Raw genomic sequence first — 24,469 nt, 5'->3', positions numbered from 1 at the left:
TCCGGCGCAGCGTCACCCTGCCACTTCGGCGAGAAATTCGGCGAGCGCCCGGTTGATGAACGCGGGGTTCTCCAGGGTCGAGATGTGACCGGCCCCCGGGATCTCCCTGAACGGGCACCCCAGCACCTCGGCCATCAGATACCCCTCCAGCACAGGGCGAGCCTTGTCCTCGCACCCCGTCATCACCAGTGCGGGCAGCCTCATCTCTTCGAGCCAGTCGATGCGATCCTCCCGGGTCACGAAGCTGCGCCCCACCGCCACCAGGCTCGCCACCTTGTCGGCGGGCCATTGGGCCAGCCGGGCCTTGAAACCGGCCATCAGGGCCGCGTCCGGTTGATGGGCAAAGAAGAGCGGCGCCACCTGATCGGCGATGGGCGCAGGCACGGCGCCGACCTGTTCGATCATCGCCAGCATGCCGAGATAGCGCTCGCAGGTAATCTGGGGTTCAAGGCCGACGAAGCTGTCCATCAGCACCAGGCCCTTGAGGCGAGCAGGCGCCATGCGCGCCAGCTCCACGCCCCACATGCCACCGATGGAGAGCCCCACCAGCACGCACTCGTCGATGCCGAGGGCATCGAGCAGCGCCAGATGATCCCGGGCCAGGGCCGCCAGGGTGCAGGGCCCCTCGGGCAGCACATCGGAATCCCCGTGACCCCAGAGCTCGGGCACGATGCAGCGATAATGCTCCTTGAGGGCCTCGATTTGCGGTGCCCACATGGCACTGTCCCACAGGTAGCTGTGGCCAAAGAGCAGTGCCGGACCCTGCCCCTCGTCCAGATAGGCCATGCGGCGGCCCGCTATCTCCATAAACTGCTTCATGTTTTCTCCTGTTGCCAGCGGCGATGAAACTGGCTTTCCTGTTTTTCTGTTGCCAGCGGCTGATGAGGCGGCAGTGTAACACGCCACCCTTGGCAGGGGTGCCCGCCTGGTGCAAGCTGGAGAGACTCACAACGAGGAGTCACCAAGGAGAGGATGATGGCCAAGGAAAAGAGCAAGAAACGCCCCCGTCTGGACAAGAAGACCTACGAACATCACCTCGCCCACCTGCAGGAGGAGCTGGTCAAGTTGCAGGAGTGGGTCAAGCAGGAGGGGCTCAAAGTGGTGGTGCTGTTCGAGGGGCGCGACGCCGCGGGCAAGGGGGGCGTCATCAAGGCGATCACCGAACCCCTCAACCCCCGGGTCTGCCGGGTCACCGCCCTGCCCGCCCCCTCGGATCGGGAGCGCACCCAGTGGTACTTCCAGCGCTACGTGGCGCACCTGCCCTCGGCGGGCGAGATGGTGCTGTTTGACCGCTCCTGGTACAACCGGGCCGGGGTCGAACGGGTGATGGGCTTTTGCAGTGACGACGAGTATCGCGAATTCCTGCGCGCCTGCCCCGAATTCGAGCGGATGTTGATCCGCTCCGGCATCACCCTCATCAAATACTGGTTCTCGGTCAGCGACGAAGAGCAGGAGAAACGCTTCAAGGAGCGCATCAACACTCCCATCAAGCGCTGGAAATTCAGCCCCATGGATCTGCAATCCCGCTCCCGCTGGGTCGAGTATTCCCGCGCCAAGGATGACATGTTCACCTACACGGATACCGAGGATTGCCCCTGGTTCGTGGTGGACGCCGACGACAAGCGCCGCGCCCGCCTCAACTGCATCTCCCACCTCCTTGGCAAGGTGCCCTACGAGGCGATCCACTACGAGCCCATCACCCTGCCTCCCATCAAGACCGAAGGGTATGAGCGCCCTCCGCTCACCAGCCAGCACTTCGTGCCGGACGTCACCGCCGCCCTCGAGTCAGACAAGCACGGACAGTGACGGGCCCCGGCCAGCCGCACCCGCTGGCCGGAACCCGGGCCTCGGATGACGGGCAATAAAAAGCCGGTCTTGCGACCGGCAAAAGGCATTGAACGTATAGAAAGGAAAACCTGGCACTCTCGCCCTCTCAGGCGCGGATATATTTGGCCGTGCGCGGGAACGCCTGCTCTTTGGCATCGAACAGGTAGCAGGCTTCGGCCGGGATGCCGACGCTGTACTCCTGGCCGGTGGCCACGTCGATGTCGGAGCTCGCCTTGACGGTGAAGTCATGACCATCCACGTCCATGTAGACGAAGGATTCTGCCCCCAGGTGTTCGGCTACCTGCACCACGCCGCTCACGCGGCTGTCGGCATGGGCATGACCCAGCGGCACCAGGTGCTCGGGGCGAATGCCCAGCTCCACCTTGTCGCCCACCGCGCCGCGACGGGCATCCACCCGGGCACGCACGGTATCGCCGGAGGTGAGCTTGACCACGCACTCCTGCTCCCCGATCTCCACCAGCTCGCCCGCCAGGAAGTTCATCTTGGGGGAGCCGATGAAGCCTGCCACGAACTTGTTGTCCGGGTTGTGGTAGAGCTCGAGGGGGGTGCCGAACTGCTCCAGGTTGGTGGCCGCCTCGCCCTTGAGCGGGCTCAGCACCACGATGCGGTTGGCTAGCGTCATGGCCTCCACCTGGTCGTGGGTCACGTAGATGATGGTGGAGTTGAGCTCCTTGTGCAGCTTGGCGATCTCGATGCGCATCTTGACCCGCAGAGCGGCGTCGAGGTTCGACAGGGGTTCGTCAAACAGGAACACCTGCGGCTGCTGCACGATGGAGCGGCCGATGGCCACCCGCTGACGCTGACCGCCAGAAAGGGCCTTGGGCTTTCTGTCCAGCAAAGGCTCGAGACCCAGGATCTCGGCGGCGCGCATCACCCGCTTGTGGATGTTCTCCTTGTCCATCTTCTTGAGCTTGAGGCCAAAAGCCATGTTCTCGTAGATGTTCATGTGCGGGTAGAGGGCGTAGGACTGGAACACCATGCCCACGTTGCGCTCCACCGGCGGCACGTCGTTCATGTAGCGCCCGCCGATGGTCAGCTCGCCGCTGGTGATGTCTTCCAGACCCGCGATCATCCGAAGCAGGGTGGACTTGCCGCAGCCGGACGGGCCGACGAAGACGATGAACTCCCCTTCCTTGATGTCGAGGTTGATGCTGCGCAGGGTGTCCTTGTGGACAGCCGGGTCGTAATTTTTGCGAACGTTGTTGAGTACTACTTCAGCCATGTCGAGCTCCGCTCTTGAATCTTTGCAAATCGTGATGACGGGGGGAGCCAGCTCCCCCGGCCATGAACCGTTAACCTTTCACGCCGCCTGCGGTCAGACCGCCCACCAGCCAGCGCTGGGCGAGCAGGAAGACGACCGTGATGGGGAAGCCTGACAGCACGGCGGCTGCGGCGAAGTCACCCCACAGGTAGTTCTGCGGATAGAGGTACTGCTGGGCCCCGACCGCCAGGGTCAGATTGTTCACATCCTGCAACAGGATGGAGGCCATGGGCACCTCGGTGATGGAGCCGATGAAGGCCAGGATGAACACCACCGCCAGAATGGGCACCGACAGGGGCAGCAGGATCAGGCGGAACGCCTGCCACGGAGTAGCGCCATCGATGGCCGCCGCCTCCTCCAGGGAAGAGTCGATGGTCTCGAAGTAGCCCTTGATGGTCCAGACGTGCAGGGCAATGCCCCCCATGTAGGCCAGGATCAGGCCGCCGTGGGTGTTGAGACCCAGCCAGGGGATGTAGTCACCGATCTTGTTGAAGAGCGCGTAGATGGCCACCAGTGCCAGCACCGCCGGGAACATCTGGAAGATCAGCATGCCCTGCAGGATGGTGGACTTGCCACGGAACCGCAGACGGGCGAAGGCGTAGGCACAGGTGGTGGAGAGCACCACTATCATCAGGGCGGTGATGCCCGCCACCTTGATGGAGTTCCACAGCCAGGTCAGCACCGGGAACGGCGGCGGCGTGATGCTGCCATCGGCGTTGGTGATGGACATGCCGAGCGCCAGCTTCCAGTGATCCAGGGTCGGATTGGTGGGGATGATCTCCCCCACCGAGAAGTTGCCGTTACGGAACGAGATGGCGATGACCATGATCAGCGGGAAGATGATCAGTGCCAGGAAGCCCCACATCACCAGGTGGGTTGCCCACACCCGGTATTTGACTGATTTGGGTTGTACGATTGCCATGTTGAAGCCTCCTTACAGTTGCTTGTCGGCTTTGGACAATTTCAGGTTGAGCAAGGCCAGCGCACCCACGATGAGGAAGATGGCGGTGGCGATGGCACTGGCCAGACCGTAGTCCTGACCACCCGAGCCCTGGAACGCGATCCGGTAGGTGTAGCTCACCAGCAAGTCGGTGGTCCCGGCCGGCGTGGTGGCCCCGATGATGTCCGGCGCCCCGTTCGTCAACAACTGGATAAGTACGAAGTTGTTGAAGTTGAAGGCAAAGGATGCAATCAACAGCGGTGTCAGCGGCTTCATCAAGAGCGGTACGGTGATCTTGAAGAAGTTCTGTACCGGCCCCGCCCCGTCCATGGCAGACGCCTCGTAGAGATCTTCCGGAATCGCCTTGAGCAGGCCCATGCAGAGGATCATCATGTAGGGGTAACCGAGCCAGGTGTTGACGATGAGGATCATCACCTTGGCCAGGAAGGGATTGGTGTACCAGTCCGGCTTGATGCCGAAGGCCGCTTCCAGGAACAGGTTGATTTCACCGAAGTTCTGGTTGAACAAGCCCTTGAACACCAGGATGGAGATGAACGCCGGTATCGCATAGGGCAGGATCAGCATGACCCGGTAGAAACCACGCCCCCTGAGCTGCTCCCACTGCACCAGACACGCCAACACCATGCCAATCGCCAGGGTGAACGCCACCGAACAGGCGGAGAAGATCACGGTCCAGACGAAGATCTGCATGAAGGGACTCTGGATACCCGGGTCCGTCATGATGCGCATGAAGTTTTTCCAACCCACGCTCACCACGAAACCGGGGGCAATGCCCTTGCCGACGAAGTGACCTTCCGCATCGATGTACTGGTAGAAGCCGGTGTCACCGTTGGGCTGCATCAGCTCGCCGCTCTGGTTGTCACGCAGCAGGTTGCTGTCCTTGATCATGACGCCGGACTTGAGCACGGCGCCGTCGACCAGCTGGGTATAGAGCTGTTTCTGGGCGGCGAACTTGCGCAGGCTGCTCAGGGTCAGATGGATATTGCCTTCGGGCAGTACCACATCCAGGGCACTCAGGTGGGTGCGGTGATCGACGATGGCACGAATGGGTGCCGCCTTGTCGGTCGCCTCCCCGGCCAGGGGTTGCAACTGAACAACCTGGGGCTCGTCACGGACCCGTCCTTCACGGACGGCCAGGGTACGCGCCTTGTTGTTCAGCAAGGTAAGGGGTTGACTGATAAAGGATTGGTCGTCCTGTTTCAGCAGCAGCTGAAACTGATTGTTCTCACCACCCAGGAGGGTGAAATCGAATTCACCGCCGGTCACCTTGTAGGTTTTTTTCAGATGGTAATCCCGTGCCTGCTCAAGGGAGAGCAAGTTGGATCCCGAATAGTTGGTGAAGGCGATGCCGATCGTGTAGGCAAGAGGGAAGATGATAAAAACAACCATGCCTGCCACACCGGGGAAAATATAACGGTGGGCATAGGTCTTCTTGTTCATGAAGACATAGAGACCGACGGAGACGACCACCAGATCGAGCAGGGCAAATACCCACTCGCCGCTGGCATACATCATCACGGCCGCATAACCATTAAGCACTGCGATCAGTGCCGCCATGGTCCATTTCAGCCAGACGTACTTGTCTTTCTTCGGACCGGCATAGGATTCGATAGAAGGTACTACTTCCATGCCAATTAACCTTTATTGCGCCAAGAGAGATTGAGAGAGTGGGAGGCCCGAAGGCCTCCCGGGTAGTGCATGCTTACTGGACGATACGCTTGGCAGCGGTATCCAGGGCTTCGTCAACACCCTGACGGCCAGAGGTGATGTTCTTGAGGGCGGTTTCGAAGGAGGACCAGAAACGGCTCATCTCGGGCACGGACGGCATCGGTTCGCCGTTCTGGGCGTTCAGCATGGTGGCCTTGATGTTGGGGTCGGCTTCCAGGGTCTTCTGGAAGGACTTCAGGGCCACGGCACCCAGCGGCTTGTCGGCGTTCATCGGCGCCAGACCGGCATCGGTCAGCAGGTAGTTCTCGAGGAACTCGATGGCCAGATCCTTGTTCGGGCTGGCGGCGTTGATGGTGGCACCCAGTACGCCAACGAAGGCCTTGGCGGGCTTGCCTTTCAGGGTCGGCAGCTGGGCTACGCCATACTTGATGCCGCTCTTGTCCAGGTTGCTCCAAGCCCAGGGACCGTTGATCATCATGGCCACTTCGCCCTTGTTGAACTTGGCGTCCATCACACCGTAGTCAATGCCCTTCTCCAGGTGACCGGATTTGATCATCTCGGAGATGTAGCCGACGCCGGCCTTGGCACCTGCGTTGTTCACGCCGGTGTCTTTGACGTCATAGCCGGTGGCGGTCTTCTTGAAGGCGTAACCACCGTTGGCAGCCACCAGGGGGTAGCTGAAGTAGGGGGTGTCATAGGCCCACATGATGGCGCGCTTGCCATTTTTCTTCAGGTCTTCGTCGATCTTGGCGATCTCTTCGAAGGTCTTCGGCGGGTTGGGCAACAGATCCTTGTTGTAAATCAGGCTGACGGCTTCTACCGCGACCGGGTAGCCATAGGTCTTGCCATCGACGGTCATGGCATCCCAGGCGAATTGCTCGAACTTGGCCTTGGTGGCGGTATTCGGGGTCACGGGAACCAGCAGACCGGACTTGACCCACTCACCGTAACGGTCGTGAGCCCAGAAGAAGATGTCCGGGCCGTTGCCGGTGGCGGCGGCTTGCTGGAATTTGACTTCAACCTGATCCGGGTGGGCGACGGTGACCTTGATGCCGGTTTCGGCTTCAAACTTCTTGCCGACTTCGGCCAGGCCGTTGTAGCCCTTGTCACCGTTGATCCAGATGGTCAGCTGACCTTCATCAATGGCAGCAGTGGCAGAGCAGGCCACGCCCAGGGTAGCCAGACCGATCAGGGATGACAGCAATTTCTTTTTCATGAGCCTTTCCTTGTATTAGTTCCGCGCTGTAAGAGCATTGTGTGCAGATGCATATTATCCCAAGCAGTCAATGCCTCACATGACACGCCTCGCATTTTTGAAATGCAATTACGTATTTTCTTCCAGAAAGTTATGAAAACATTTTCTTATTTCAGCGACTTAGGAAGGGATATCCCCATATTTTTGCCAAGATATGGAAATTAAATTACAGAAAGGAAATCAATTTACGTCATTGAAAGGGATTTCACCCCACTGAAAACCCTTTCATTCCCGATATTTTGTTCAATGTGTTAACAAAAGTACTGAGGTGGTTTCCATCTACATCACCCCCTTAAATAAAAAGGCACCGGAGCGGACTCCGGTGCCTTTTTGCAAGAAATGACGGCTGGATCACATTACGACTGGCGCAGCAATTGATCCTTGAGATTGGGCGGGACTCCCCTGATGGTCAGGGTGTCGGTCTGGGGATCGTAAAAGACCCGGCTGTTGAGCAACTTCTGCTCGAAGCTCAGAGTCAGGCCGCCACCGGAGCCCACAAACTTGGTCAAGCCCCGCAGGGTGGAACGGTCCGCCGGGAAGCGCTCCTCCAGCTCGTACTCCTGACCGATGAAGCTGTAAAAATCGAGGTCCCCATCACCGGGCAATTCCGCCGACAGCTCCTTGATCTCGATCTCCTCGCCGGCGCTGGCCTGCTCGGTGCAATATTTGAAGACCTGCTTCTTGTAGTCATTGCGTTCGGCCGGTTCGAGTTGGCGGCTGTCGCAGTAATCGTCCACCGCCTGCAGCAACCCCTTGTTCTGGATCTTGGCATCCATGCCCTCCCGGGCCCCCAGCAGATCCATGAAGAAATCCCCCAGCTTGCGACCGACCCGGCCCTTGCTGAAGGTGATATAACGACGCGAATCCCCCTGGGTTTTCCACTCGGTGAGATCGATGCGGGCCACCAGATTGAGTTTGCCGATATCCAGGTACTGGATGTGGCGCAGCTCCAGCGCCTCGCTCACGGTGACGCTCTCCTTGCCTTCCAGCAGGGCGATCATCAGGTAATCCACCCCCACATAGTTGTACTTGGCAATCAGCAACACCCCTTGCTCGTCCAGGGCATGCTCCACCAGCTGCTTGACCAGCATCTGGGTCAGGTTGACGGAAAAGGGGACGAACTCGGTCTGCTCCGCCAGCAGCTGCTCCAGGGCGATGCGAAAGGCGGGGGAAGGCTGCTTGGGGGCGTCTTCCCCCTCCGCCAGCTCGGCGACGGCGGCCTCGGGATCGGCGAAGAAGCCAAAGCCCTTTCCCCCCTTGCCGTTGTAGATGCGATGCAGCTCCGCCATCAGCCCTTGTACCGCCTCGTCGGCAGGCAGGGTCTGGCTGCGGGTATCGGCGTGGGGCTGGCCATCGTTGCCCGCCCGCAGGGAGTGAAGAATGATCTTGTCGATATCGAGACTCATGTCACAAAGCCATAGTGTTAGCCGAAAGGGTGAAGTATTATAAGGCGCTTTGAACCGAGGTGAACCCAAGATTATGCCGATCGTATCAAAGTACAATAACGAGCAGTTTGACGCCCTGATGAACGACCTGATCACCGCCCTGGAGAAACACAAGGCACCGGTGGATCTCAGTCTGATGGTCCTTGGCAACCTGACCACCAACATCATCAACGGCATGGCCCCGGCCCAGCGCCAGGCGATCACCGAGAAGTTCATCCAGGCACTCACCGCCTCGGTGGGCCATCGCCACGATGCGCACTGAGTTTCTTCGCATTCTTTGATGTTTTTCAAGCAGATGGATCATTATGGTCGAAACCGGCAACCCCTATCGCGATAATGTCTCTCGCCTGATCACCTGGGGGCATTGGTTCTCCTTCTTCAACATCATCCTGGCCATGCTGATCTCGACCCGTTACCTGGGCGCCATCAGCTGGCCGTCGACCACGCTCGGCGTGACCTATCTCGTCATCAGCTGGATAGGTCATTTCTCGTTCCTGAGCTTCGTCACCTATCTGCTGACCATCTTCCCCTTGAGCTTCATCCTGCCCAGGGAGAAGCCGCTGCGCTTCATTTCATCCATCATCGCCACCCTGGCTCTGGTGCTGCTGCTTATCGACACCCAGGTGTTCCAGCTGTTCAAGTTCCACTTGAATGGCCAGGTGTGGCAACTGCTGCTGGATCAGGCGCAGACCGAAGAGGGCTCTATCTGGAGCATCATCTTCGTGGCGGTGCCCGCCATCTTCCTGCTGCAACTGCTGCTGTCGGCCTATGTGTGGCGCAAGATCAACAAGCGCAAACGCCGCCAGTACGGCAATCAGGTGGGACTGGCCCTGCTGGTCTGCTTCATCCTGACCCATCTGGTCAACAGCTGGGCGGATGCGACCCTGTATCAACCCATCACCATGCAGCGGGCCAACTTCCCCCTCTCCTACCCCATGACCGCCAGGAGCTTCCTGGCCAAGCATGGCTGGCTCGACCTCGAGCAGTATGAGAAGAAGGCCGAAGATCAGGGAAGCGCTGAGCACCGTCTGCTCTATCCCTTGCGCCCCCTCAGCGTGAGCGCACCCAGCGATCACAAGAACCTGCTGGTGGTGGTGGTCGACTCCCTGCGAGCCGACATGCTCAACAACATCAACATGCCCAATCTGCAACGCTACGCGGACAACCACTTCAATTTCCGCCAGCACATGAGTGGTGGCAATGATGAAGCCATGGGGATGTTCAGCCTCTTCTACGGGCTGCCCGGCCACTATTACGGGGACATCCGGGCCGACAAGCGCCCCCCTGTGCTGTTCGACGAGATGCTGCGTCAGGACTACCAGTTCGGCCTGTTCGGTGCACTGGAAGATGCCAAGCAGTATCGCCAAAGTCTGCTTGCGGGTCTGCGCAAGCAGGTCTTCGTCTCCCGCCAGACCGATGACCGCAGGCTCATCGATGACTGGCAGCAGTGGCTTGGCACGCGCACCGCGGACAGACCCTGGTTCTCTCTGGTCTATCTCTCTAGCCCGGGGGATTATCAGGTGCCAGCCAGCATCAAGGGCCCCTTCCAGCCCGAGTTGACCCGCTTCAACCCGGCCACTGCCTATCGGCCCGAGAACCTGCAGAAGCTGGAGAACCGCTACAAGAACGCGGTCTTCTATACCGATCAACTGCTGGAGCAGATGCTGACCCAACTGCAATTGCAGGGGCTTGATGATCAGACCATCGTCGTGGTCACCTCCAACCACGGTCAGGAGTTCAACGAGACCCAGAGCAACAGCTGGGGCTATGGCAGCAATTACTCGACCTATCAGGTGCAGGTCCCCCTGGTGCTGGCCTGGCCTGGTGCCGAACCTGCGCCCCAGGCGCAGGCGAGCAGCCACCTGGATCTGGTACCGACCCTGATGAAGAACATGCTGGGTGTACGCAACCCCTATCGTGACTACAGCACGGGGCGCAACCTGTTCGAAGCCAGTACACGCACCTGGCTGCTGGCGGGGGATCAGAATGACTTCGCCATCTATCAGGGCAACACCATCACCCAGTTCAACAAGCAGGGGGACTTCGAGCTGCTGGACCGTGACACCTATCGCCCCATCAAGCACGGCACCCCGGACATGGGCACCCTGATCCAGGTGATGAACGAGCTCAATCGCTTCTATCGCGCCCCCTGATCTGCGCCAGTCCACCTCCTTGAGCCCGCCCCTATGGCGGGCTTTTTCTTGCCCGCACCACACCCGTCCTCCTGTTTCTCATGGCGTCATTCGCAAACGTATGCCACCACCTTACTGATTTAACTCTCAAAAAATTCAATTCGATCAATATCATAAAAACAAAATGATAATGATTGTCATTTATTGATCTGCTTGACTCCCTCTGCAATAATCCGCGCCCTCAGGCTTAAATAATAATTATTCTCAAATATGAAAATTCGACTTCTTCACTACTGGCCCATGCTGCTGTCCGGTACGGCGCTGGCTGCCAGCGATCCCGCCGGGGTCGACACAACGGACATGCCCCCCGAACTCAAGGGGCGCGAAACCATCGTGGTCAAGGGACAGCGCATCGAGCAGAAGCTCTCCGACGTGTCGGGTTCCATCACCGTCATCACGGAGGAGGATCTGGATCGCCAGGTTGCCACCGAGCTCACCGATGTGTTCAAGAACGAACCCGGCGTCTCGGTGACCGGCTCCGCCGGCCGCCCCCAGAACATCATCATCCGCGGCATGGGCGGCAACCGGGTGCTCATCATCAAGGACGGGGTGCGGGTCAGCGACGGTTTTGGCGCCGACGACCTCAACGACAAGGTGGGCCGCTTCAGCTTCGATCTCGAGGACGTCAAACAGATAGAGGTGGCCAAGGGAGCCGGTTCCTCCCTCCATGGCTCCGATGCCATCGGCGGCACCATCGTCATCAGCACCAAGCAGCCGGAAGATTACCTTCAGGGCCAGGATGCCTATCTCAGCAGCAAGGTGCTGCACGATGGCAGCAGTGACAAGCAGAAGCTGAGCGCCACCGGCGCCGCCCGGATACGGGATACCGAACACCTGCTGCGCCTCTCCGGCTGGCAGGGACATGAGACCGCCAACTACGACGAGAGCCGCATCCCGGCGGTTCTGGATGGCCTCAGCGCCTCCACCAGCTCTCGCATCCAGCTGAACGAACATCATCTGCTGCGCCTCGAACTCGACTACTTCGAGGACAACGCCGAGCGGGATCAGGGGCCGCGCGAAGTGCCCCAGCCCGATGGCAAGTGGCAGGTGCGCCAGTACCACGAGCAGGGCAGCCAACGCACCCAGGGGGGCAAGCTGGCCTGGGAGGCGAGCAACCTCGACACAATACTGGCCGACAGCCTCACCTGGAGTGCCTACGGCAATCACTCGAAAAACACCGCCAACAAGCGCAGCCTGCTGCAAAACGATCTGCTGAGCGGTTATCCGCGCTATCGCAGCGAACGGGAACTCGCCACCTTCACCGAAGACAGGATCGGTACCGAGCTGGATGTGCGCCGGGATCTCGCCACCGGGCATATCTCCCATCAGCTCAGTTACGGCATCGAGCTGGAGCGCACCACCCACGAGCGGCCGGTGGAGAAGCTGAGTCTGGAGGCCGGCATTCCCCAACCCGGCCAGTCCGCCCCCTTCAGCCGCGCCCGTACCGACAGGGCCGGAGTCTGGCTCGGCGACGTGGCCAGCCTGGGCCAGTGGCAGTTCACCCCCACCCTGCGCATGGATCACCAGTGGCTCACGCCGCTGGACGGCAGCCACGACAGCAACCACAGCTGGCACCTCTCCCCGAGCCTGGCCACCAGCTACCGCTTCAACGACCAGTGGCGCAGCTGGCTCAGCTATGCCAACGGGTTCCGAGCGCCTTCCTACGACAAGGTGTACGGCAACATCCCCCACTACTTTGCTCTGCCGCCCTTCGAGATCATCGCCAACACAGGGCTCAAGGAGGAAACCAGCCACAGCATCGAGTGGGGGCTGAGTGGCGAGGGGGACAACTGGAGCATCAAGCCAGCGCTCTTCTACAACCGTTACTACAACTTCATCGACTGGCGCGAGGTGGGGCTGCGCCTGAGCGATGGCGTCATCCTGCGCCAATATCGCAACGTCGCCAAGGCCGAAACCTGGGGGGCCGAACTCGCCGCCAGCTACTGGCTGACCCAGGAGTGGGAGCTCGCCACCAAGCTCGGCTGGGTCGATGGCGAGGACAACAAAGGTGAAGCGCTGCGCACCCTGACGCCCCTCGAGGGCAACACCCGTCTGAGCTATCAGGCCAATGAGTGGAGTCTGGGCATTCAGGCGGACTATGCCGCCGCCATGAACCGGGTGCCCACCTGCGGCAACAGCCTGACCGGCCGCCAGGGGGACTGCCTCGAAAGTGCCGGCTGGCTCAGTTTCGCCCTGACGGCCGACTGGCTGGTCACCGACTCCCTCAAGGTCAACCTCAAGCTCGACAACCTGTTCGACACCCGCTATACCCGCTATCAGGATGTGGCCGGGCTGGAAGCCGGGACCGATGCTTCCCTCTTCACCCAGAGCGGCCGCACCCTGAGTGCCAGCCTGCGCTACACCTTCGTGGGGATCTGATGCACAGCCTATTGATCCTGGCCAGCCTGCTGGCCACGCTGGCCCCCGCCTCTCCCCTGCCTGAGGCAACCCTGGAGGCCGCGCCCCTCATCCCCGAGCGCCCGCAACTGATGAAGGGGGAGATAGCCCGTCTCGATCCCTATGGTGGCTGGCGTGACGACAGCCGCCAGGATCCCGCCCTCCTGACGCTGCTGCGCGAGCAGAACCGCTGGACCGAGCAGCAGCTCGCCGGCCAGGCGCCACTGGTGCAGCGCCTGCAGACGGAGTGGCAGGGCCGGGAGCGGGGCGAACCAGTGCCGGACGACTGGCTGAGCCAGGCTGGCAGCCAGTGGCGCATGGAGGCGGACGGCAGCCTGTGGCAACGCAGCGACGCCAATGACGCTCCCCGAAAGCGGCTGGCTCCCCGCCAACCTGCCGAGGGGTATTACGAGCTCGCCGCCTGGGCCCTGCACCCGGACGGGCAACTGCTTGCCCTGGCCGAAGACCGCAGGGGAGATCGGGACTACCGCATCACCCTGCTGGATCTGGCGAGTGGCGAGACACTGGCCTCTTTGCCTCACCGCGCCGGCGATCTGCTCTGGAGTCTGGATGGCAAGACCCTCTACACCCTCGCCAACGAGCGCCAGACCCTGCGCCCCTGGCAACTGCTGGCCTGGCAGGATGGCAAGGAGACCCTGGTGTATGAGGAGCGCGATCCCGCCTGGCTGCTCGGCCTCTATCACACCACGGATCGCCGCCACCTGGTGCTGCAAAGCAACAACCACGACAGCTCCGAGCAATACCTGCTGGACGCGGGTCGGGCCGACCTGCTCAAGGGGCGCGAGCGCGGCCTCGAGTACTACCTGGATACCCAGGGGGACAGGGTGCTGCTCAAGAGCAACCGGGACGGCGCCCTCGGCCTCTATCAGGTGGCCGACTTGAGCCTGGTGGCGAAGGGAGAGTGGCAACGGCTCTGGTCCGGCGAGGGCCGGGAACTCGAGAAGTGGCGCCTCTTTGCCCGGCACACCGTGCTGCAATACCGCAAGGAAGGGGATGACTGGCTCGATGTGCTGGATGCCAAGGGTGCGTTGACCCACAGCCTGCCGCTCACCGATGGCGCAGGCACGGCCTGGATCCAGGGCAGCCAGCAACCGGCCAGCGACAAGGTGCTCATTCGCCGCCAGGGGATGGCCGAGCCACCTCACCAGCGCTGGCTGGATCTCGCCTCCGGCGCCTGGGAGGGGACACCCGAGAGCAGGGACACCTCCCCCTATCAGAGCGAGCGACGCTGGATCGCGGGCAAGGATGGGGTCAAGGTGCCTGTCTCCCTGGTCTGGCGCAAGGGCATTACCCACCCCAGGGCACTGCTGCTCTACGGCTATGGGGCCTACGGCACCCCCATGCGTCCCTACTACCAGCCCCGGGTGCTGAGCCTGCTGGATCGCGGCTTTGTCTACGCCATCGCCCATGTGCGCGGGGGCGGTTTGCTCGGCGAACCCTGGTACCGGGAGGGTCGTGGCCGTGACAAACAGCACAGCGTGGATGATTTTCTCGCCGTGGCCGATGCCCTGGCACGGGATCCCGCCATCGATCCCGCCCGGCTGTTTGCCATGGGCGGCAGCGCCGGCGGCCTGCTGGTGGCAGCGGCACTCAACCAGGCGCCCACCCGTTTCGCCGGGGCCGTGCTGCAAGTTCCCTTCGTCGACCTGCTGGGCACCATGCAGGATCCCGAGCTACCCCTCACCCGGCAGGAGTACGCCGAGTGGGGCAATCCGGCCATCCCGGGTGACTATGCCGCGATGCGCCGCCTAAGCCCCTACGACAACCTGCACAAGGCCCCTTATCCCCCCGTCTATGTGACGGGCGGCCTGCACGACAGTCAGGTGCCCTACTGGGAACCCCTCAAGTGGATAGCCCGCCTGCGATCCCATAGCACGGGAACAGGCCCCTATCTGCTGCGCACCGAACTCGACGGCGGCCATCTGGGCGCCCCCCGAACGGCGGCGCTGCGTGCGGCGCAGGAGTTTGCCTTCCTGCTCACCCTGGCGGGCGTCAATCACTGACACCTTGCCCTCTTTTTCTGGAGTGAACCATGAAACCCTCTTCTCTGGCCCTCTGGCTGGTGGCAACCCTGATCTCATCACCGCTGCTGGCGGCCGATCTGCAGTTTGTCGATGAACCACCCCTGACCACGACGCCGAAGCGCTGGCTCGAGCAGCGCCTCGGTGTGCTCCTCGCCCCCGATTACGACAGGGCCAGCCTGCTCGGCCACCATTACAGCTTTCGCCAGCTGGTGAACGGCCTGCCGGTGGCCGCCACCCAGGCCGCAGTCAGTGTCGACGGGGACGGCCGCCCCTGGCGCCTCTACCACAACCTGCGCCCCTTGCAGAGCACAGCGCCCGGCTGCGATGCCAGCGGCACCCTGGATCCCCTGCTCGCCACCCTGCGCACCGACGGCAACCAGATAGAGACGCTGGGGCCGGTTGAAGCCTGGTACTGGCGAGACGGTGATACCCTGGTGCCTGCCCTGCGCCAGCGGGTGCGCGAGCACAAGGCAGGCAATGCCAAGGCCAGCCAGGTGCAGCTGTTTGCCCGTTGCGACGGGGAGCAGGAGCTTGGCCGTCTCGGGGATCAGGCAACTACCCACCCTCTGCATGTCGCCGACGCTGGCGATATGCAGGTTCAGGCCAGGGTGTTCGACCCCGATCCCCGCACCCGCCTGCAGGACGCCAGCCTGGTCTGGCACGACACGCTGGTGCTGGCAGAGGCCGCCTATCAGGATCCGGTTCCCCTGCCGGTGAGCCTGCAAGCCGGGCAGTATCGCCTGAGCGGCCCCCATGCCAGGGTGGTGGATGCCATGGCCCCCGAATCGGCCCCCTACAGCAGCAGTGACGTGCAGGGTTTTCGCCTGACCCGGGACGATCGCGGCTTTGCGGACATCAACGCCTACTACCATCTGGATCTCGCCCAGCGCCACCTCAAGGCGCTCGGCTTCACCGATCTCATCCCCGGGGCACTCGGCATCGACACGGACGCGGGCTATCAGGACAACTCCCTCTACGATCCGTTCGAACGCAGGCTGGAGCTGGGTCGCAGCGGCGTGCCCGATGCCGAGGATCCCATGGTCATCTGGCACGAGTTCGGCCACGGGGTGCAGCACCACATCCTGCCGGATCTCGGGGAAGAGGGAGACTGGGGGGCCATTGGCGAGGGCTTTGGCGACTACCTGGCCGCCAGTCATCGCCAGCGCAGCGAAGCCGGTCGCCAGTTCGAACCCGCCATGGTGTTCAACTGGGATGCCCGCTTCACCGACCGCACCCCGCGCCAGCTCGACGATCTGCGCGCCCGCTACCATCCGGACTACCGCTACCCCGCCCACCGCACCATCAACGGCAGCAACGGGGATCAGCTCTGGGGCACCCCGCTGTTCCAGGCCCTGCTGACGGCGGTGGCCGAGCACGGCGAGGCGGCTAGGGACGAGTTTGATCGCGTCATCATCGAATCCCACTTCGGCCTGGGGCCGGCCATTCGCATGCCGCAACTGGCCCGGATCACCGTGGATACCGCCGCCCGTCTCTACCCGACGCGAGCCTATGCCCGTCTGCTTGAGCAGGCATTTCGTCAGCACGGGCTGCTGCAAGCTCCCGTCTATATCGCCCTCGCCGAGGGGAGCGCCATCCCGCTGGGGCAGCGCCAGTCGGTGCAGCTGACCCTCAGCAACCCGGGCAAAGGGGAAGTGACCCTCAACGAGCTGGCCCTCACCCTGCCAACCGGGTTGCAGGCCGATCCTGACAACTGGCAACCAGCAACCCTGGCCGCCGGTGCCAGCATGACCACCACCCTGCGCCTGCTGGCCCAGAGCCCGCTCGCCTGCGGCGACGAGGCGAGCCTCTCGGTGAATCTCGCCATGAGCGGTACCAGCCCCACCGAGCGCCAGTGGCAGCAATCCCTGACCCTGCCCATCGGCACCCCCGTCATCAGCCGGGCCAGTGGTCGGTCACAGCGACTGAACGATGCCCAGAGCGAGGAGGTGCGCGGCTTGAGCGAAACCAGCCTACTGCTGGAGAAGAGCGATGCCCGTGTGAGCGACAGGCTGCAACTGAGCCTGGATCTGCAGCACGAGGCGCTGGATGAGCTGGAGATCTGGCTCAGCTCCCCCGCCGGCACCCGGGTCCAGATCTGGGACAAGGGTTACAGCCCCCTGCCGAGCCTGAAAGGGGTCTTCCCCACCGAGTTGCAGTCCCTGCAACCCTTCAGCGCCTTCGAAGGAGAACCCCTGGCCGGTCGCTGGACCCTGGAGGTGGTGGACAGCAAACCGGGCAATCAGGGTTTCCTGAACGGGTGGAGCATCAGCCAGCGTACCGGCGCCCAGTGCGGCAACACCGTGCCCGTGCCGGATGACGGCATCATCCGCTTCGATACCTCGGACAGCAGTGGCGGGGGGACCTTCTCCCTGCTCTGGCTGCTGCCGCTGGCCCTGTGGCGCCGTCTGCGTCGCCTCTGACTCTCCCTATATAAAGAAGAGAGGGGCCAAGGCCCCTCCAAGGACACACCATGACCATGAGAATGACCCCGATCGTCTGCCTGCTGGCCCCCCTGCTCAGCGCCTGTGGCGGCGGTTCGGACGAGGCTCCCCTGACCGCGCCGGACTACCGCCTGACGGTCAGCCTGCCCGCTGCGGGCACCCTGTGCATCAACCTGAACCAGAACGACGACTGCGAAGCCAATGAGCCCGCCGTCAGCGGCGAGGCCGGTGCCCACACTCTGACCCGGCGCCACCCTGATCTGCTCACCACTCCCCTGCTGTTCATTCCGGCGGATCCCGCCGCCCTGCCCCTGGCCCACCCGGCGGCGCGTCAGGACAACCAGCACCTCACCCCCAGCCCCCTCAGCACCCTGCTGCAGACGCGTATCTCGGACGGGCTGCCACCGGCTCAGGCCCTGACGGACGTGCTGTTCGCCCTGGCGCCCCTTCACCCCGGCCCAGATCTGGCGGCCCTAGCGCAGCTGGGCGACTTCAACCGCGCCCTCGCCGAGCTGGCCCTCGCCGCCTTCGATGACGAGGCCACCCTGCCCGCCAGCGAACGCCGTCAGCAGATCTGGCAAGGCCTTGTCACCCTGCTGCCCGAGCTCGCCCGGCACTTTGCCGCCAGCCCCGAGCTACTGAGCCAGCAGGCCAGACTCGCCGCCGTGCTGATGCAGCAGCAACCCCGGGCGTTGGTGACCGCCAGCGGCGTCACCACCTACACGGACGGGGTGGATTATCTGCTCGACCAGGAGCCTGCGGATCACCCGGGCCAGGAGGCGAGCCTGGACCAGGCGCCCCTGCGCTATCGCAAGCTGGATGGCAAGGGGCAGCCCCTGGCGGACAACGCCCCCAACTGGGAGTGCGTGGAGGATCTCAATACCGGCCTCGTCTGGGAGAAGAAGCTGGCGGATCCGGACAGTCCGAGGGATCTGCACCGCACCTTCGCCTGGGAGTTCGACGAATATCACCCGACCCAGGAGGAGCGGGATTACGCCTGCCCCGAAGGGGAGGCCATCTGCACCACGGAGCAGTACCGTCAGTGGCTCAATGCACAGCAACTGTGCGGCATCACCCACTGGCGCCTGCCCCACGCCCGTGAGCTGATGAGTTTGCAGCACTACGGCTCCCTCGCCCGCCAGGATGGCCAGCTCGTCACCCTGGATGTGCGCTACTTCCCCGATGTCGGCACCGGACTCAATGGCTTCGATGGCTATTACTGGAGCCAGACCCTGACCCCGTCCCGCCGGCTGGAGAGCGCGCCTCTGAGCGCCATCGCCCACATCTTCCTCGGCGAGGACGCCGGTGCCGACTATCCCACCCCAGTTCAAAACAGCAATGACGCCAACGGTCTGCAACTGCGCCTGGTGGCCGAGGTAACCCGATGAACAAGTATCTTCTGACCCTGCTGCTCACCCTGTGCAGCCCCCTGGCACTGGCCATCGCCATCTGCGACGACGCCCTACCCCGTACCAGCCCCACCGCCCGTTTCCAGGATCACGGCAACGGCACCGTCACCGACAGGGGCACCGGTCTGACCTGGATGCGCTGCCAGCTCGGCCAGACCTGGCGCAACCAGAGCTGCGAGGGGGAACCCACCCGCCTCTACTGGCAACAGGCACTGCAGACGGCGGAACGGATCCGTACCGAACCGAGCCATGCCCTGTATGGCTTTGGTGGTCATCACGACTGGCGCCTGCCCACCATCAAGGAGCTCGCCAGCATTCTGGAGTCCGCCTGTTACAAACCGGCATTGAACGAAACCATCTTCCCCCGCGCCATGGCCGGGGATGGCAAGGAGGTGAATGACGGCTATGTCTATCTCTGGTCTTCTACCCCGGTGCCGGCCCTTCAGGGCGTCGCCTACCTGGACATCACCAGCGGCTCCGTCGCCCAGCGCGCCCCCCGCTCTTGGGCGAAACAGGTTCTGCTGGTGAGGTGACAGCCTGACCATGGGGGCCACCCGGCCCCCTGCTTGACACGAGGCAAGAAGCGCCAGGGTGACCCTGGCCGTCAAAAAAGCATCAAATTGCGTCATGTGATGCCTGTTCAGAGCGGTTTTGCACGCCGCAGCGCTGGCATGAAACCGGCAGAGCGGTTAGTCTAGCGGCGTTGAACCAATCCCAAGAGGTACAGATGAAAACCGTGTTGCGTTTTAGCCTGCTGGGCGCCTTGTTATTGGGTGGCCATGCCTTCGCCGCCGAACCGAAAAAATTTGATATCAGCATGTTCCCCGCCGCCGAAGTGAACCAGGAACGTGTCGTGATCCGTCTGCCGGAAGTCGAGAACGAAGCCGACATGATGGTCGAACTGCAAGTCGGCAAGAAGATGCTGGTCGACTGCAACCTGCCCCGCTTCGCGGGCAATCTGGAACAGCACAGCGTCAAGGGCTGGGGTTACAACTACCTGACCCTGGGCCAAGTCACCGGCCCCGTCAGCACCCTGATGGCCTGCCCAGACGGCCAGAAGAAGGAGAGTTTCGTCCAGATCTACGGTCAGGGCTTCTTCGTGAACTACAACTCCAAGCTGCCCTTCGTCATCTATGTGCCCCAGGAGTACGAGGTGCGCTATCGTCTGTGGCGTGCCGACAACCTGGCACAGCCAGCCATGATTGAGTGAGTGCCGCGCACTCGGGTTCAGCTCAGTCATGATGATAAAAAGGCGCCATACGGCGCCTTATTTTTAGCTTCCGAGCCCGTTCTTGAGCGGTTTTTCCTGTACAAAATCTGACATAACTCCACTATTTTTCAGGCTTTTTTGTGCAGCGCACCGCAAAATGCCCCCTCGGGATGCGACAAACCCTGTTCGATAAAAGATATTTATTAACATAGTAAGAAAATTGATTTTGCACTCTGCGACGGCCTGATGATACTTGCCCGCAAAGGTCAAACTAACCAGAACAAGAGCACTATGAGCTTCGAATCAGACAAGCGTTTCAACGACTTCAAACATTTTCCCCGTGGCCTGCGTCGCAGTGGCGAATTCACCGTGGCCGAAGCGGACAGTCTGGAAAAATATGGCACCGTGATGCTGGCGCTCTATCAGGGCAACCTGGCCCCGCGCGATGACGTAGAAAGTGCCTTTATCGAACAGGTCAAATCCGGCGCAGCCGGCAACAACCCCCACGCCAAGGTGTGGTTCAAATACCTGAAGGTGATTGGTCCCAAGCGCGTGCACCGTCTGTGCACCGTCGCAGGCGGCGCCAATGAAGATGCGGGTGGCAGCTTTGAAGGCGGCGGTGGCGGCAGCGACGAGTCCCTCGATTAATGGATACCGAGCTGCTTCGGACCTTCATCGAGGTCAGCAAGACCCGGCACTTTGGCCGGGCGGCTGAAAATCTCTACCTGACCCAGTCGGCGGTGAGCTTCCGGATCCGCCAGCTCGAGCAGCAACTCGGGGTCAGCCTGTTTGCCCGTCATCGCAACAACATCCGCCTGACTGCCTCCGGTGAGCGTCTGCTGCCCTACGCAGACGCCATTCTGCATACTTTGGGGCGCGCCAAGCAGGACGTGGCCCTCTCCCCCGGTTTCAGCCAGCAGCTTGCCATCGGCGCCCCCGCCGTCTTCTGGGAGCTCGACTTCAACGACTGGCTCAACCATGTCTATGCCCTGGCCCCCGGCCTCGCGGTGCGCCTCGAAACGGCCTCCCGCGAGCACCTCTGTCGCCAGTTGCTGGAGCGCTCCCTCGATCTGGCCCTGCTCTCCGAGCCGACCAAGATCGACGAGATTGCCCTGCACCCCATCGGCGAGCTGGTATTCGAACTGGTGAGCCGGGAGCCAGCCGCAAACGCCGACAGCCTGATGCAGATGCCCCACATTCATCTCGACTGGGGCACCAGCTTCGAACCGCCATCGAGCCGGTTGCAGAGCCTGCAGAAGACCCCCGTGCTGCATTCGAGCTCCGCCAGCATGGCCCTGCAATTCGTGCTGGCCAACGGCGGCGCCGCCTACCTGCCAAGGCGCATGGTGAGCCCCTTCCTGGAGCAGGGGCAGCTTCATCTGGTGGAAGGGGGCCAATCCCTGAGCCGCCCGCTCTACCTCGCCTATCTGGAGAAATCCGACCGCCGGGAGCTGATCGATCAGCTGCTGACCCTGCCGCTGGGCTGGCATGACGCCGACTTGCGTCAACCGCCTGCCGAATGAAACAGGGCGATTTCACGCCCAGACCTGTGTTTTCATCTGCCGTGGTTATCGGTGCAGCACAAACAACATGAAAAAGGGGCCATCAGGCCCCTTTTGTATGGATGTCTTTGTGCATCAGCCGTGATGGCGACGGTCGTTGGCCTGGGCCAGCAGGGTGCGGCTCTCGCGCAGGAACTCCTCCGCCCGCTCGCCGAAGAAGCCGGAGACCTGGCTGAAGGCCTCGATGAAGCCCTCCCTGTCCCCCCGCTCCAGCAGACCCAGCGCCTCGCCGAAGTTCTGGTAATAGCGGCGGATCATCGCCAGATTCTGCGGCGACGACAGAATGATGTCGGCATAGAGGTGGGGATCCTGGGCGAACAGCCGTCCCACCATGGCCAGCTCCAGCCGGTAGATGGGAGAGCTTAAGGCAAGCAGGCGGTCGATGTTGGCCTGCTCCCGGGAGAGGTGCCAGCCGTAGGCGAAGGTAGCAAAGTGGCGCAGCGCCTGAATGAAGGTCATCGCCTCGTCGTGGGCCCTGGCCTCCACCTGCTGCAAACGCGCCCCCCAGATGGTCATCTGCTCCAACAGCCACTGACTGGCGGCGGGCTCGCGCCCCTGACAGCAGACGATCACCTGCTTGGCGAGGCTCGCCACGTCCGGCCCGAACATGGGGTGCAGCCCCAGCACCGGCCCCTGGTGTACCGCCAGCATATGGGCAAGCGGTTCACTCTTGACGCTGGTCACGTCCACCAGCAGGCAGTCCGCCGGCAGGTTGCCGAGCCGGTCGATCACCTGGCAGGTGACGTCGATGGGCACCGCCACCATCACCAGCCCGGCGCCGTGCAGGATCTCGTCGGCGCGTGGCCAATCGGCCTGACCCAGGGTTTCGACCCGGTAGCCCGAGAGGCTGAACAGGTTGCCGAACAGGCGGCCAAGCTGCCCCTGGCCACCGATGATCACCACCTTGCCGAGCTCAGGCTTCATGCACTTGAAGTGGTGCTCCTTGTCGCTGGCGGACTCCAGAATATAGGACTCGCGCATCACCCGGCGCAGCACATCCTCGATAAGGTCCCCCGGCACCCCCAGTGCCTCGGCCTCGGCGCGGCGGCGGGCCAGCATGCTCGCCTCCCGATCCGGCGCGTAGATGGGCAGGCCGTGCCGGCTCTTCACTTCCCCCACTTCCCCCACCAGGGCGAGACGGGCAGCCAGCAGATCAATCAGCTGCTTGTCCACCGCATCTATCTTGTCCCTGAGGGCATTCAACTCTTCCGCCATGTCCAGTCCCTGCTGGCGCCGCCCGCAGCGACGCCCTGTCATTCAAGAGGCAACAAGGTATCACTGCGTGGGCAGTGATACCTCGATGGTTCAATCAGTTACAACAAGATACCACGGCTTATGCCGATGTTCTGGCCAAAAGTGGTGCCGCCAGCTGGCTGTGGCAGCGGGCCAGCAGCGCATCCGTGGTCTCCCAGTCGATGCAGGCATCGGTGATGGAGACGCCGTAGCGCATCTCGCACTTGGGCTGCTCGCTGGACTGGTTGCCTTCGAACAGGTTGGATTCGAGCATCACCCCGATGATGGAGCGGTTGCCCTCCTGGATCTGGTGAATGACGTTGTCGGCCACCTTGGGCTGCAGCCGGTGATCCTTGCTGGAGTTGCCGTGGCTGCAATCCACCACCAGACCGGGCAGCAGGCCCGCCTTCTCCAGCGCCTCTTCCGCCAGCGATACATTGACCGAGTCGTAGTTCGGGTGCTTGCCGCCGCGCAGGATCACGTGACCATCCGGGTTGCCCTGGGTCTGCAGCAGCGCGACCTGACCCTGCTGGTTGATCCCCATGAAGGCATGAGGACTGGAAGCGGCCTGCAGCGCATTGATGGCGGTGCCGAGGTTGCCGTCGGTGCCGTTCTTGAAGCCGACCGGCATGGAGAGGCCGGAGGCCATCTCCCTGTGGGTCTGGGATTCGGTGGTGCGGGCACCGATGGCCGACCAAGAGAAGAGCTCCGCCAGGTATTGCGGGCTGATGGGGTCGAGCGCCTCGGTCGCCAGCGGCAACTCCAGCTCGGCCAGCCAGCAGAGCAGCTCGCGGGCGCGGTGCAGACCCAGCTCCACGTCAAAGGTGCCGTCCAGGTTCGGATCGTTGATAAAGCCCTTCCAGCCGACCGTGGTGCGTGGCTTCTCAAAGTAGACCCGCATGACAATGTAGAGAGAGTCCTGATAGGCGTCATGCAGCGCTTTGAGTCTGGTTGCGAACTCTTTGGCGGCGTCCATGTCGTGGATGGAGCAGGGACCACAGATCACCAGCAAGCGGTGATCGCGACGGTGGATGATGTCGGCGATGGTATTGCGGGCCCCTTGCACGAATGCCAGCGCGCGATCGGAGATGGGCAGTTTCTCCTTGAGCTGGGCAGGCGTGATCATCACTTGTTCGGACTGGATATGGATGTTGTTCAGGGGATCTCTTTGCATCTTCTCATTCTCTCTACTGTTTAAAGCCAAGGGCGCTGACCGTTCATTTTTATTTACACAAGTCAGCGCTTTGTTACGCAACCGCCCCCACCTTACCAAGGAAAAACAAACAATCAAGTGAAACTAGCGTCTTAGCACGCTGATAGATGGATAAATGACCAAGAATGCAGAGTGAAACAACTCAAAAGTAGCGACTCGCGAGGCAAAACCAGCCCCAAATCGTAAACATTAGATTACACTCATCCATTTCAATATCATCTCTCTGCCCCCTCTCATGGCCCCTTATCCGGCCCCTCATCCCGGCGATGACGCCGGGCACAAAAAAGCGGGGCACCTGGCCCCGCTTGCATTCCCGTGTTGCTCTTCTT

At 62.1% G+C, this 24,469-nt stretch carries 19 protein-coding genes; 11 read left to right on the top strand and 8 right to left on the bottom strand.

Annotated features, from left to right (window positions below):
- Positions 1-12: 12 nt before the first annotated feature.
- Positions 13-819, bottom strand: coding sequence for an alpha/beta fold hydrolase (locus I6L32_RS14345; RefSeq protein ID WP_161646972.1), 807 nt, complete (start codon positions 817-819; stop codon positions 13-15).
- Positions 820-975: 156 nt separating this feature from the next.
- Between I6L32_RS14345 and ppk2 the strand changes: the two genes are divergently transcribed.
- Entirely contained in the window at positions 976-1,806 is an 831-nt protein-coding gene (gene ppk2, locus I6L32_RS14340) for a polyphosphate kinase 2 (RefSeq protein ID WP_010674253.1), read from the top strand.
- A 127-nt stretch (positions 1,807-1,933) separates the two neighbouring features.
- Here the strand turns inward: ppk2 and I6L32_RS14335 are convergent, their stop codons facing one another.
- The 5 genes from I6L32_RS14335 to yejK form a co-directional block, all read right to left on the bottom strand.
- Positions 1,934-3,070 (bottom strand): ABC transporter ATP-binding protein, encoded by a 1,137-nt coding sequence (locus tag I6L32_RS14335; protein ID WP_010674252.1) that lies wholly within the window; start codon positions 3,068-3,070, stop codon positions 1,934-1,936.
- Between the two features lie 70 nt (positions 3,071-3,140).
- Positions 3,141-4,031: a maltose ABC transporter permease MalG gene (gene malG / locus I6L32_RS14330; RefSeq protein ID WP_010674251.1), complete on the bottom strand. Its 891-nt coding sequence runs from the start codon at positions 4,029-4,031 to the stop codon at positions 3,141-3,143.
- Between the two features lie 12 nt (positions 4,032-4,043).
- Positions 4,044-5,699: a maltose ABC transporter permease MalF gene (malF, locus tag I6L32_RS14325; RefSeq protein WP_049637099.1), complete on the bottom strand. Its 1,656-nt coding sequence runs from the start codon at positions 5,697-5,699 to the stop codon at positions 4,044-4,046.
- A 73-nt stretch (positions 5,700-5,772) separates the two neighbouring features.
- Positions 5,773-6,954 (bottom strand): maltose/maltodextrin ABC transporter substrate-binding protein MalE, encoded by a 1,182-nt coding sequence (malE, locus tag I6L32_RS14320; protein ID WP_041212786.1) that lies wholly within the window; start codon positions 6,952-6,954, stop codon positions 5,773-5,775.
- Positions 6,955-7,349: 395 nt separating this feature from the next.
- Complete coding sequence (gene yejK, locus I6L32_RS14315; protein WP_039038628.1) at positions 7,350-8,399, bottom strand: nucleoid-associated protein YejK; 1,050 nt, start codon at positions 8,397-8,399, stop codon at positions 7,350-7,352.
- Positions 8,400-8,472: 73 nt separating this feature from the next.
- Between yejK and I6L32_RS14310 the strand changes: the two genes are divergently transcribed.
- The 10 genes from I6L32_RS14310 (at position 8,473) to hdfR (ending at position 21,655) form a co-directional block, all read left to right on the top strand.
- A complete protein-coding gene (locus I6L32_RS14310; RefSeq protein ID WP_039038627.1) occupies positions 8,473-8,700 on the top strand; it encodes a YejL family protein in 228 nt (75 codons plus the stop codon).
- 43 nt (positions 8,701-8,743) lie between these two features.
- Positions 8,744-10,591, top strand: a complete 1,848-nt coding sequence (locus I6L32_RS14305; RefSeq protein WP_010674246.1) for a DUF3413 domain-containing protein — start codon at positions 8,744-8,746, stop codon at positions 10,589-10,591.
- 249 nt (positions 10,592-10,840) lie between these two features.
- On the top strand, positions 10,841-13,009 hold the full coding sequence (locus tag I6L32_RS14300) for a TonB-dependent hemoglobin/transferrin/lactoferrin family receptor (protein ID WP_216944028.1): 2,169 nt from the start codon (positions 10,841-10,843) through the stop codon (positions 13,007-13,009).
- Positions 13,009-15,051, top strand: a complete 2,043-nt coding sequence (locus tag I6L32_RS14295; protein ID WP_134996784.1) for a prolyl oligopeptidase family serine peptidase — start codon at positions 13,009-13,011, stop codon at positions 15,049-15,051. The genes I6L32_RS14300 and I6L32_RS14295 overlap by 1 nt, the downstream gene beginning before the upstream one ends.
- Before the next feature lie 29 nt (positions 15,052-15,080).
- Positions 15,081-17,492 carry a proprotein convertase P-domain-containing protein gene (locus I6L32_RS14290; RefSeq protein ID WP_216944027.1) on the top strand — a complete coding sequence of 804 codons (2,412 nt, stop codon included), beginning with the start codon at positions 15,081-15,083 and terminating at the stop codon, positions 17,490-17,492.
- A 50-nt stretch (positions 17,493-17,542) separates the two neighbouring features.
- Entirely contained in the window at positions 17,543-18,901 is a 1,359-nt protein-coding gene (locus I6L32_RS14285) for a DUF1566 domain-containing protein (RefSeq protein WP_216944026.1), read from the top strand.
- Complete coding sequence (locus tag I6L32_RS14280; RefSeq protein WP_010674241.1) at positions 18,898-19,455, top strand: DUF1566 domain-containing protein; 558 nt, start codon at positions 18,898-18,900, stop codon at positions 19,453-19,455. The genes I6L32_RS14285 and I6L32_RS14280 overlap by 4 nt, the downstream gene beginning before the upstream one ends.
- A gap of 194 nt (positions 19,456-19,649) precedes the next feature.
- On the top strand, positions 19,650-20,132 hold the full coding sequence (gene eco / locus I6L32_RS14275; protein WP_010674240.1) for a serine protease inhibitor ecotin: 483 nt from the start codon (positions 19,650-19,652) through the stop codon (positions 20,130-20,132).
- A 291-nt stretch (positions 20,133-20,423) separates the two neighbouring features.
- Entirely contained in the window at positions 20,424-20,780 is a 357-nt protein-coding gene (locus tag I6L32_RS14270; protein ID WP_010674239.1) for a DUF413 domain-containing protein, read from the top strand.
- On the top strand, positions 20,780-21,655 hold the full coding sequence (gene hdfR / locus I6L32_RS14265; RefSeq protein ID WP_039038620.1) for an HTH-type transcriptional regulator HdfR: 876 nt from the start codon (positions 20,780-20,782) through the stop codon (positions 21,653-21,655). The genes I6L32_RS14270 and hdfR overlap by 1 nt, the downstream gene beginning before the upstream one ends.
- Before the next feature lie 114 nt (positions 21,656-21,769).
- Here the strand turns inward: hdfR and tyrA are convergent, their stop codons facing one another.
- Together tyrA and I6L32_RS14255 are read right to left on the bottom strand one after the other, a co-directional pair.
- Entirely contained in the window at positions 21,770-22,909 is a 1,140-nt protein-coding gene (gene tyrA / locus I6L32_RS14260; protein ID WP_010674237.1) for a bifunctional chorismate mutase/prephenate dehydrogenase, read from the bottom strand.
- A gap of 118 nt (positions 22,910-23,027) precedes the next feature.
- Positions 23,028-24,101 carry a 3-deoxy-7-phosphoheptulonate synthase gene (locus I6L32_RS14255; RefSeq protein WP_216944025.1) on the bottom strand — a complete coding sequence of 358 codons (1,074 nt, stop codon included), beginning with the start codon at positions 24,099-24,101 and terminating at the stop codon, positions 23,028-23,030.
- Positions 24,102-24,469: the final 368 nt, after the last annotated feature.

Source organism: Aeromonas sp. FDAARGOS 1402 (genome assembly GCF_019046925.1).
Taxonomy (GTDB): domain Bacteria; phylum Pseudomonadota; class Gammaproteobacteria; order Enterobacterales; family Aeromonadaceae; genus Aeromonas; species Aeromonas caviae.
The sequence above is the reverse complement of the archived record's forward strand: the minus strand, read 5'-3'. Positions and strand labels throughout refer to the sequence as shown.

What these genes read in the sequence shown, in the direction of transcription:
- I6L32_RS14345 (WP_161646972.1), bottom strand. Translation starts at nt 819, where the DNA reads ATGAAGCAGTTTATGGAGATAGCGGGCCGCCGCATGGCCTATCTGGAC.
- ppk2 (WP_010674253.1), top strand. Translation starts at nt 976, where the DNA reads ATGGCCAAGGAAAAGAGCAAGAAACGCCCCCGTCTGGACAAGAAGACC.
- I6L32_RS14335 (WP_010674252.1), bottom strand. Translation starts at nt 3,070, where the DNA reads ATGGCTGAAGTAGTACTCAACAACGTTCGCAAAAATTACGACCCGGCT.
- malG (WP_010674251.1), bottom strand. Translation starts at nt 4,031, where the DNA reads ATGGCAATCGTACAACCCAAATCAGTCAAATACCGGGTGTGGGCAACC.
- malF (WP_049637099.1), bottom strand. Translation starts at nt 5,699, where the DNA reads ATGGAAGTAGTACCTTCTATCGAATCCTATGCCGGTCCGAAGAAAGAC.
- malE (WP_041212786.1), bottom strand. Translation starts at nt 6,954, where the DNA reads ATGAAAAAGAAATTGCTGTCATCCCTGATCGGTCTGGCTACCCTGGGC.
- yejK (WP_039038628.1), bottom strand. Translation starts at nt 8,399, where the DNA reads ATGAGTCTCGATATCGACAAGATCATTCTTCACTCCCTGCGGGCGGGC.
- I6L32_RS14310 (WP_039038627.1), top strand. Translation starts at nt 8,473, where the DNA reads ATGCCGATCGTATCAAAGTACAATAACGAGCAGTTTGACGCCCTGATG.
- I6L32_RS14305 (WP_010674246.1), top strand. Translation starts at nt 8,744, where the DNA reads ATGGTCGAAACCGGCAACCCCTATCGCGATAATGTCTCTCGCCTGATC.
- I6L32_RS14300 (WP_216944028.1), top strand. Translation starts at nt 10,841, where the DNA reads ATGAAAATTCGACTTCTTCACTACTGGCCCATGCTGCTGTCCGGTACG.
- I6L32_RS14295 (WP_134996784.1), top strand. Translation starts at nt 13,009, where the DNA reads ATGCACAGCCTATTGATCCTGGCCAGCCTGCTGGCCACGCTGGCCCCC.
- I6L32_RS14290 (WP_216944027.1), top strand. Translation starts at nt 15,081, where the DNA reads ATGAAACCCTCTTCTCTGGCCCTCTGGCTGGTGGCAACCCTGATCTCA.
- I6L32_RS14285 (WP_216944026.1), top strand. Translation starts at nt 17,543, where the DNA reads ATGACCATGAGAATGACCCCGATCGTCTGCCTGCTGGCCCCCCTGCTC.
- I6L32_RS14280 (WP_010674241.1), top strand. Translation starts at nt 18,898, where the DNA reads ATGAACAAGTATCTTCTGACCCTGCTGCTCACCCTGTGCAGCCCCCTG.
- eco (WP_010674240.1), top strand. Translation starts at nt 19,650, where the DNA reads ATGAAAACCGTGTTGCGTTTTAGCCTGCTGGGCGCCTTGTTATTGGGT.
- I6L32_RS14270 (WP_010674239.1), top strand. Translation starts at nt 20,424, where the DNA reads ATGAGCTTCGAATCAGACAAGCGTTTCAACGACTTCAAACATTTTCCC.
- hdfR (WP_039038620.1), top strand. Translation starts at nt 20,780, where the DNA reads ATGGATACCGAGCTGCTTCGGACCTTCATCGAGGTCAGCAAGACCCGG.
- tyrA (WP_010674237.1), bottom strand. Translation starts at nt 22,909, where the DNA reads ATGGCGGAAGAGTTGAATGCCCTCAGGGACAAGATAGATGCGGTGGAC.
- I6L32_RS14255 (WP_216944025.1), bottom strand. Translation starts at nt 24,101, where the DNA reads ATGCAAAGAGATCCCCTGAACAACATCCATATCCAGTCCGAACAAGTG.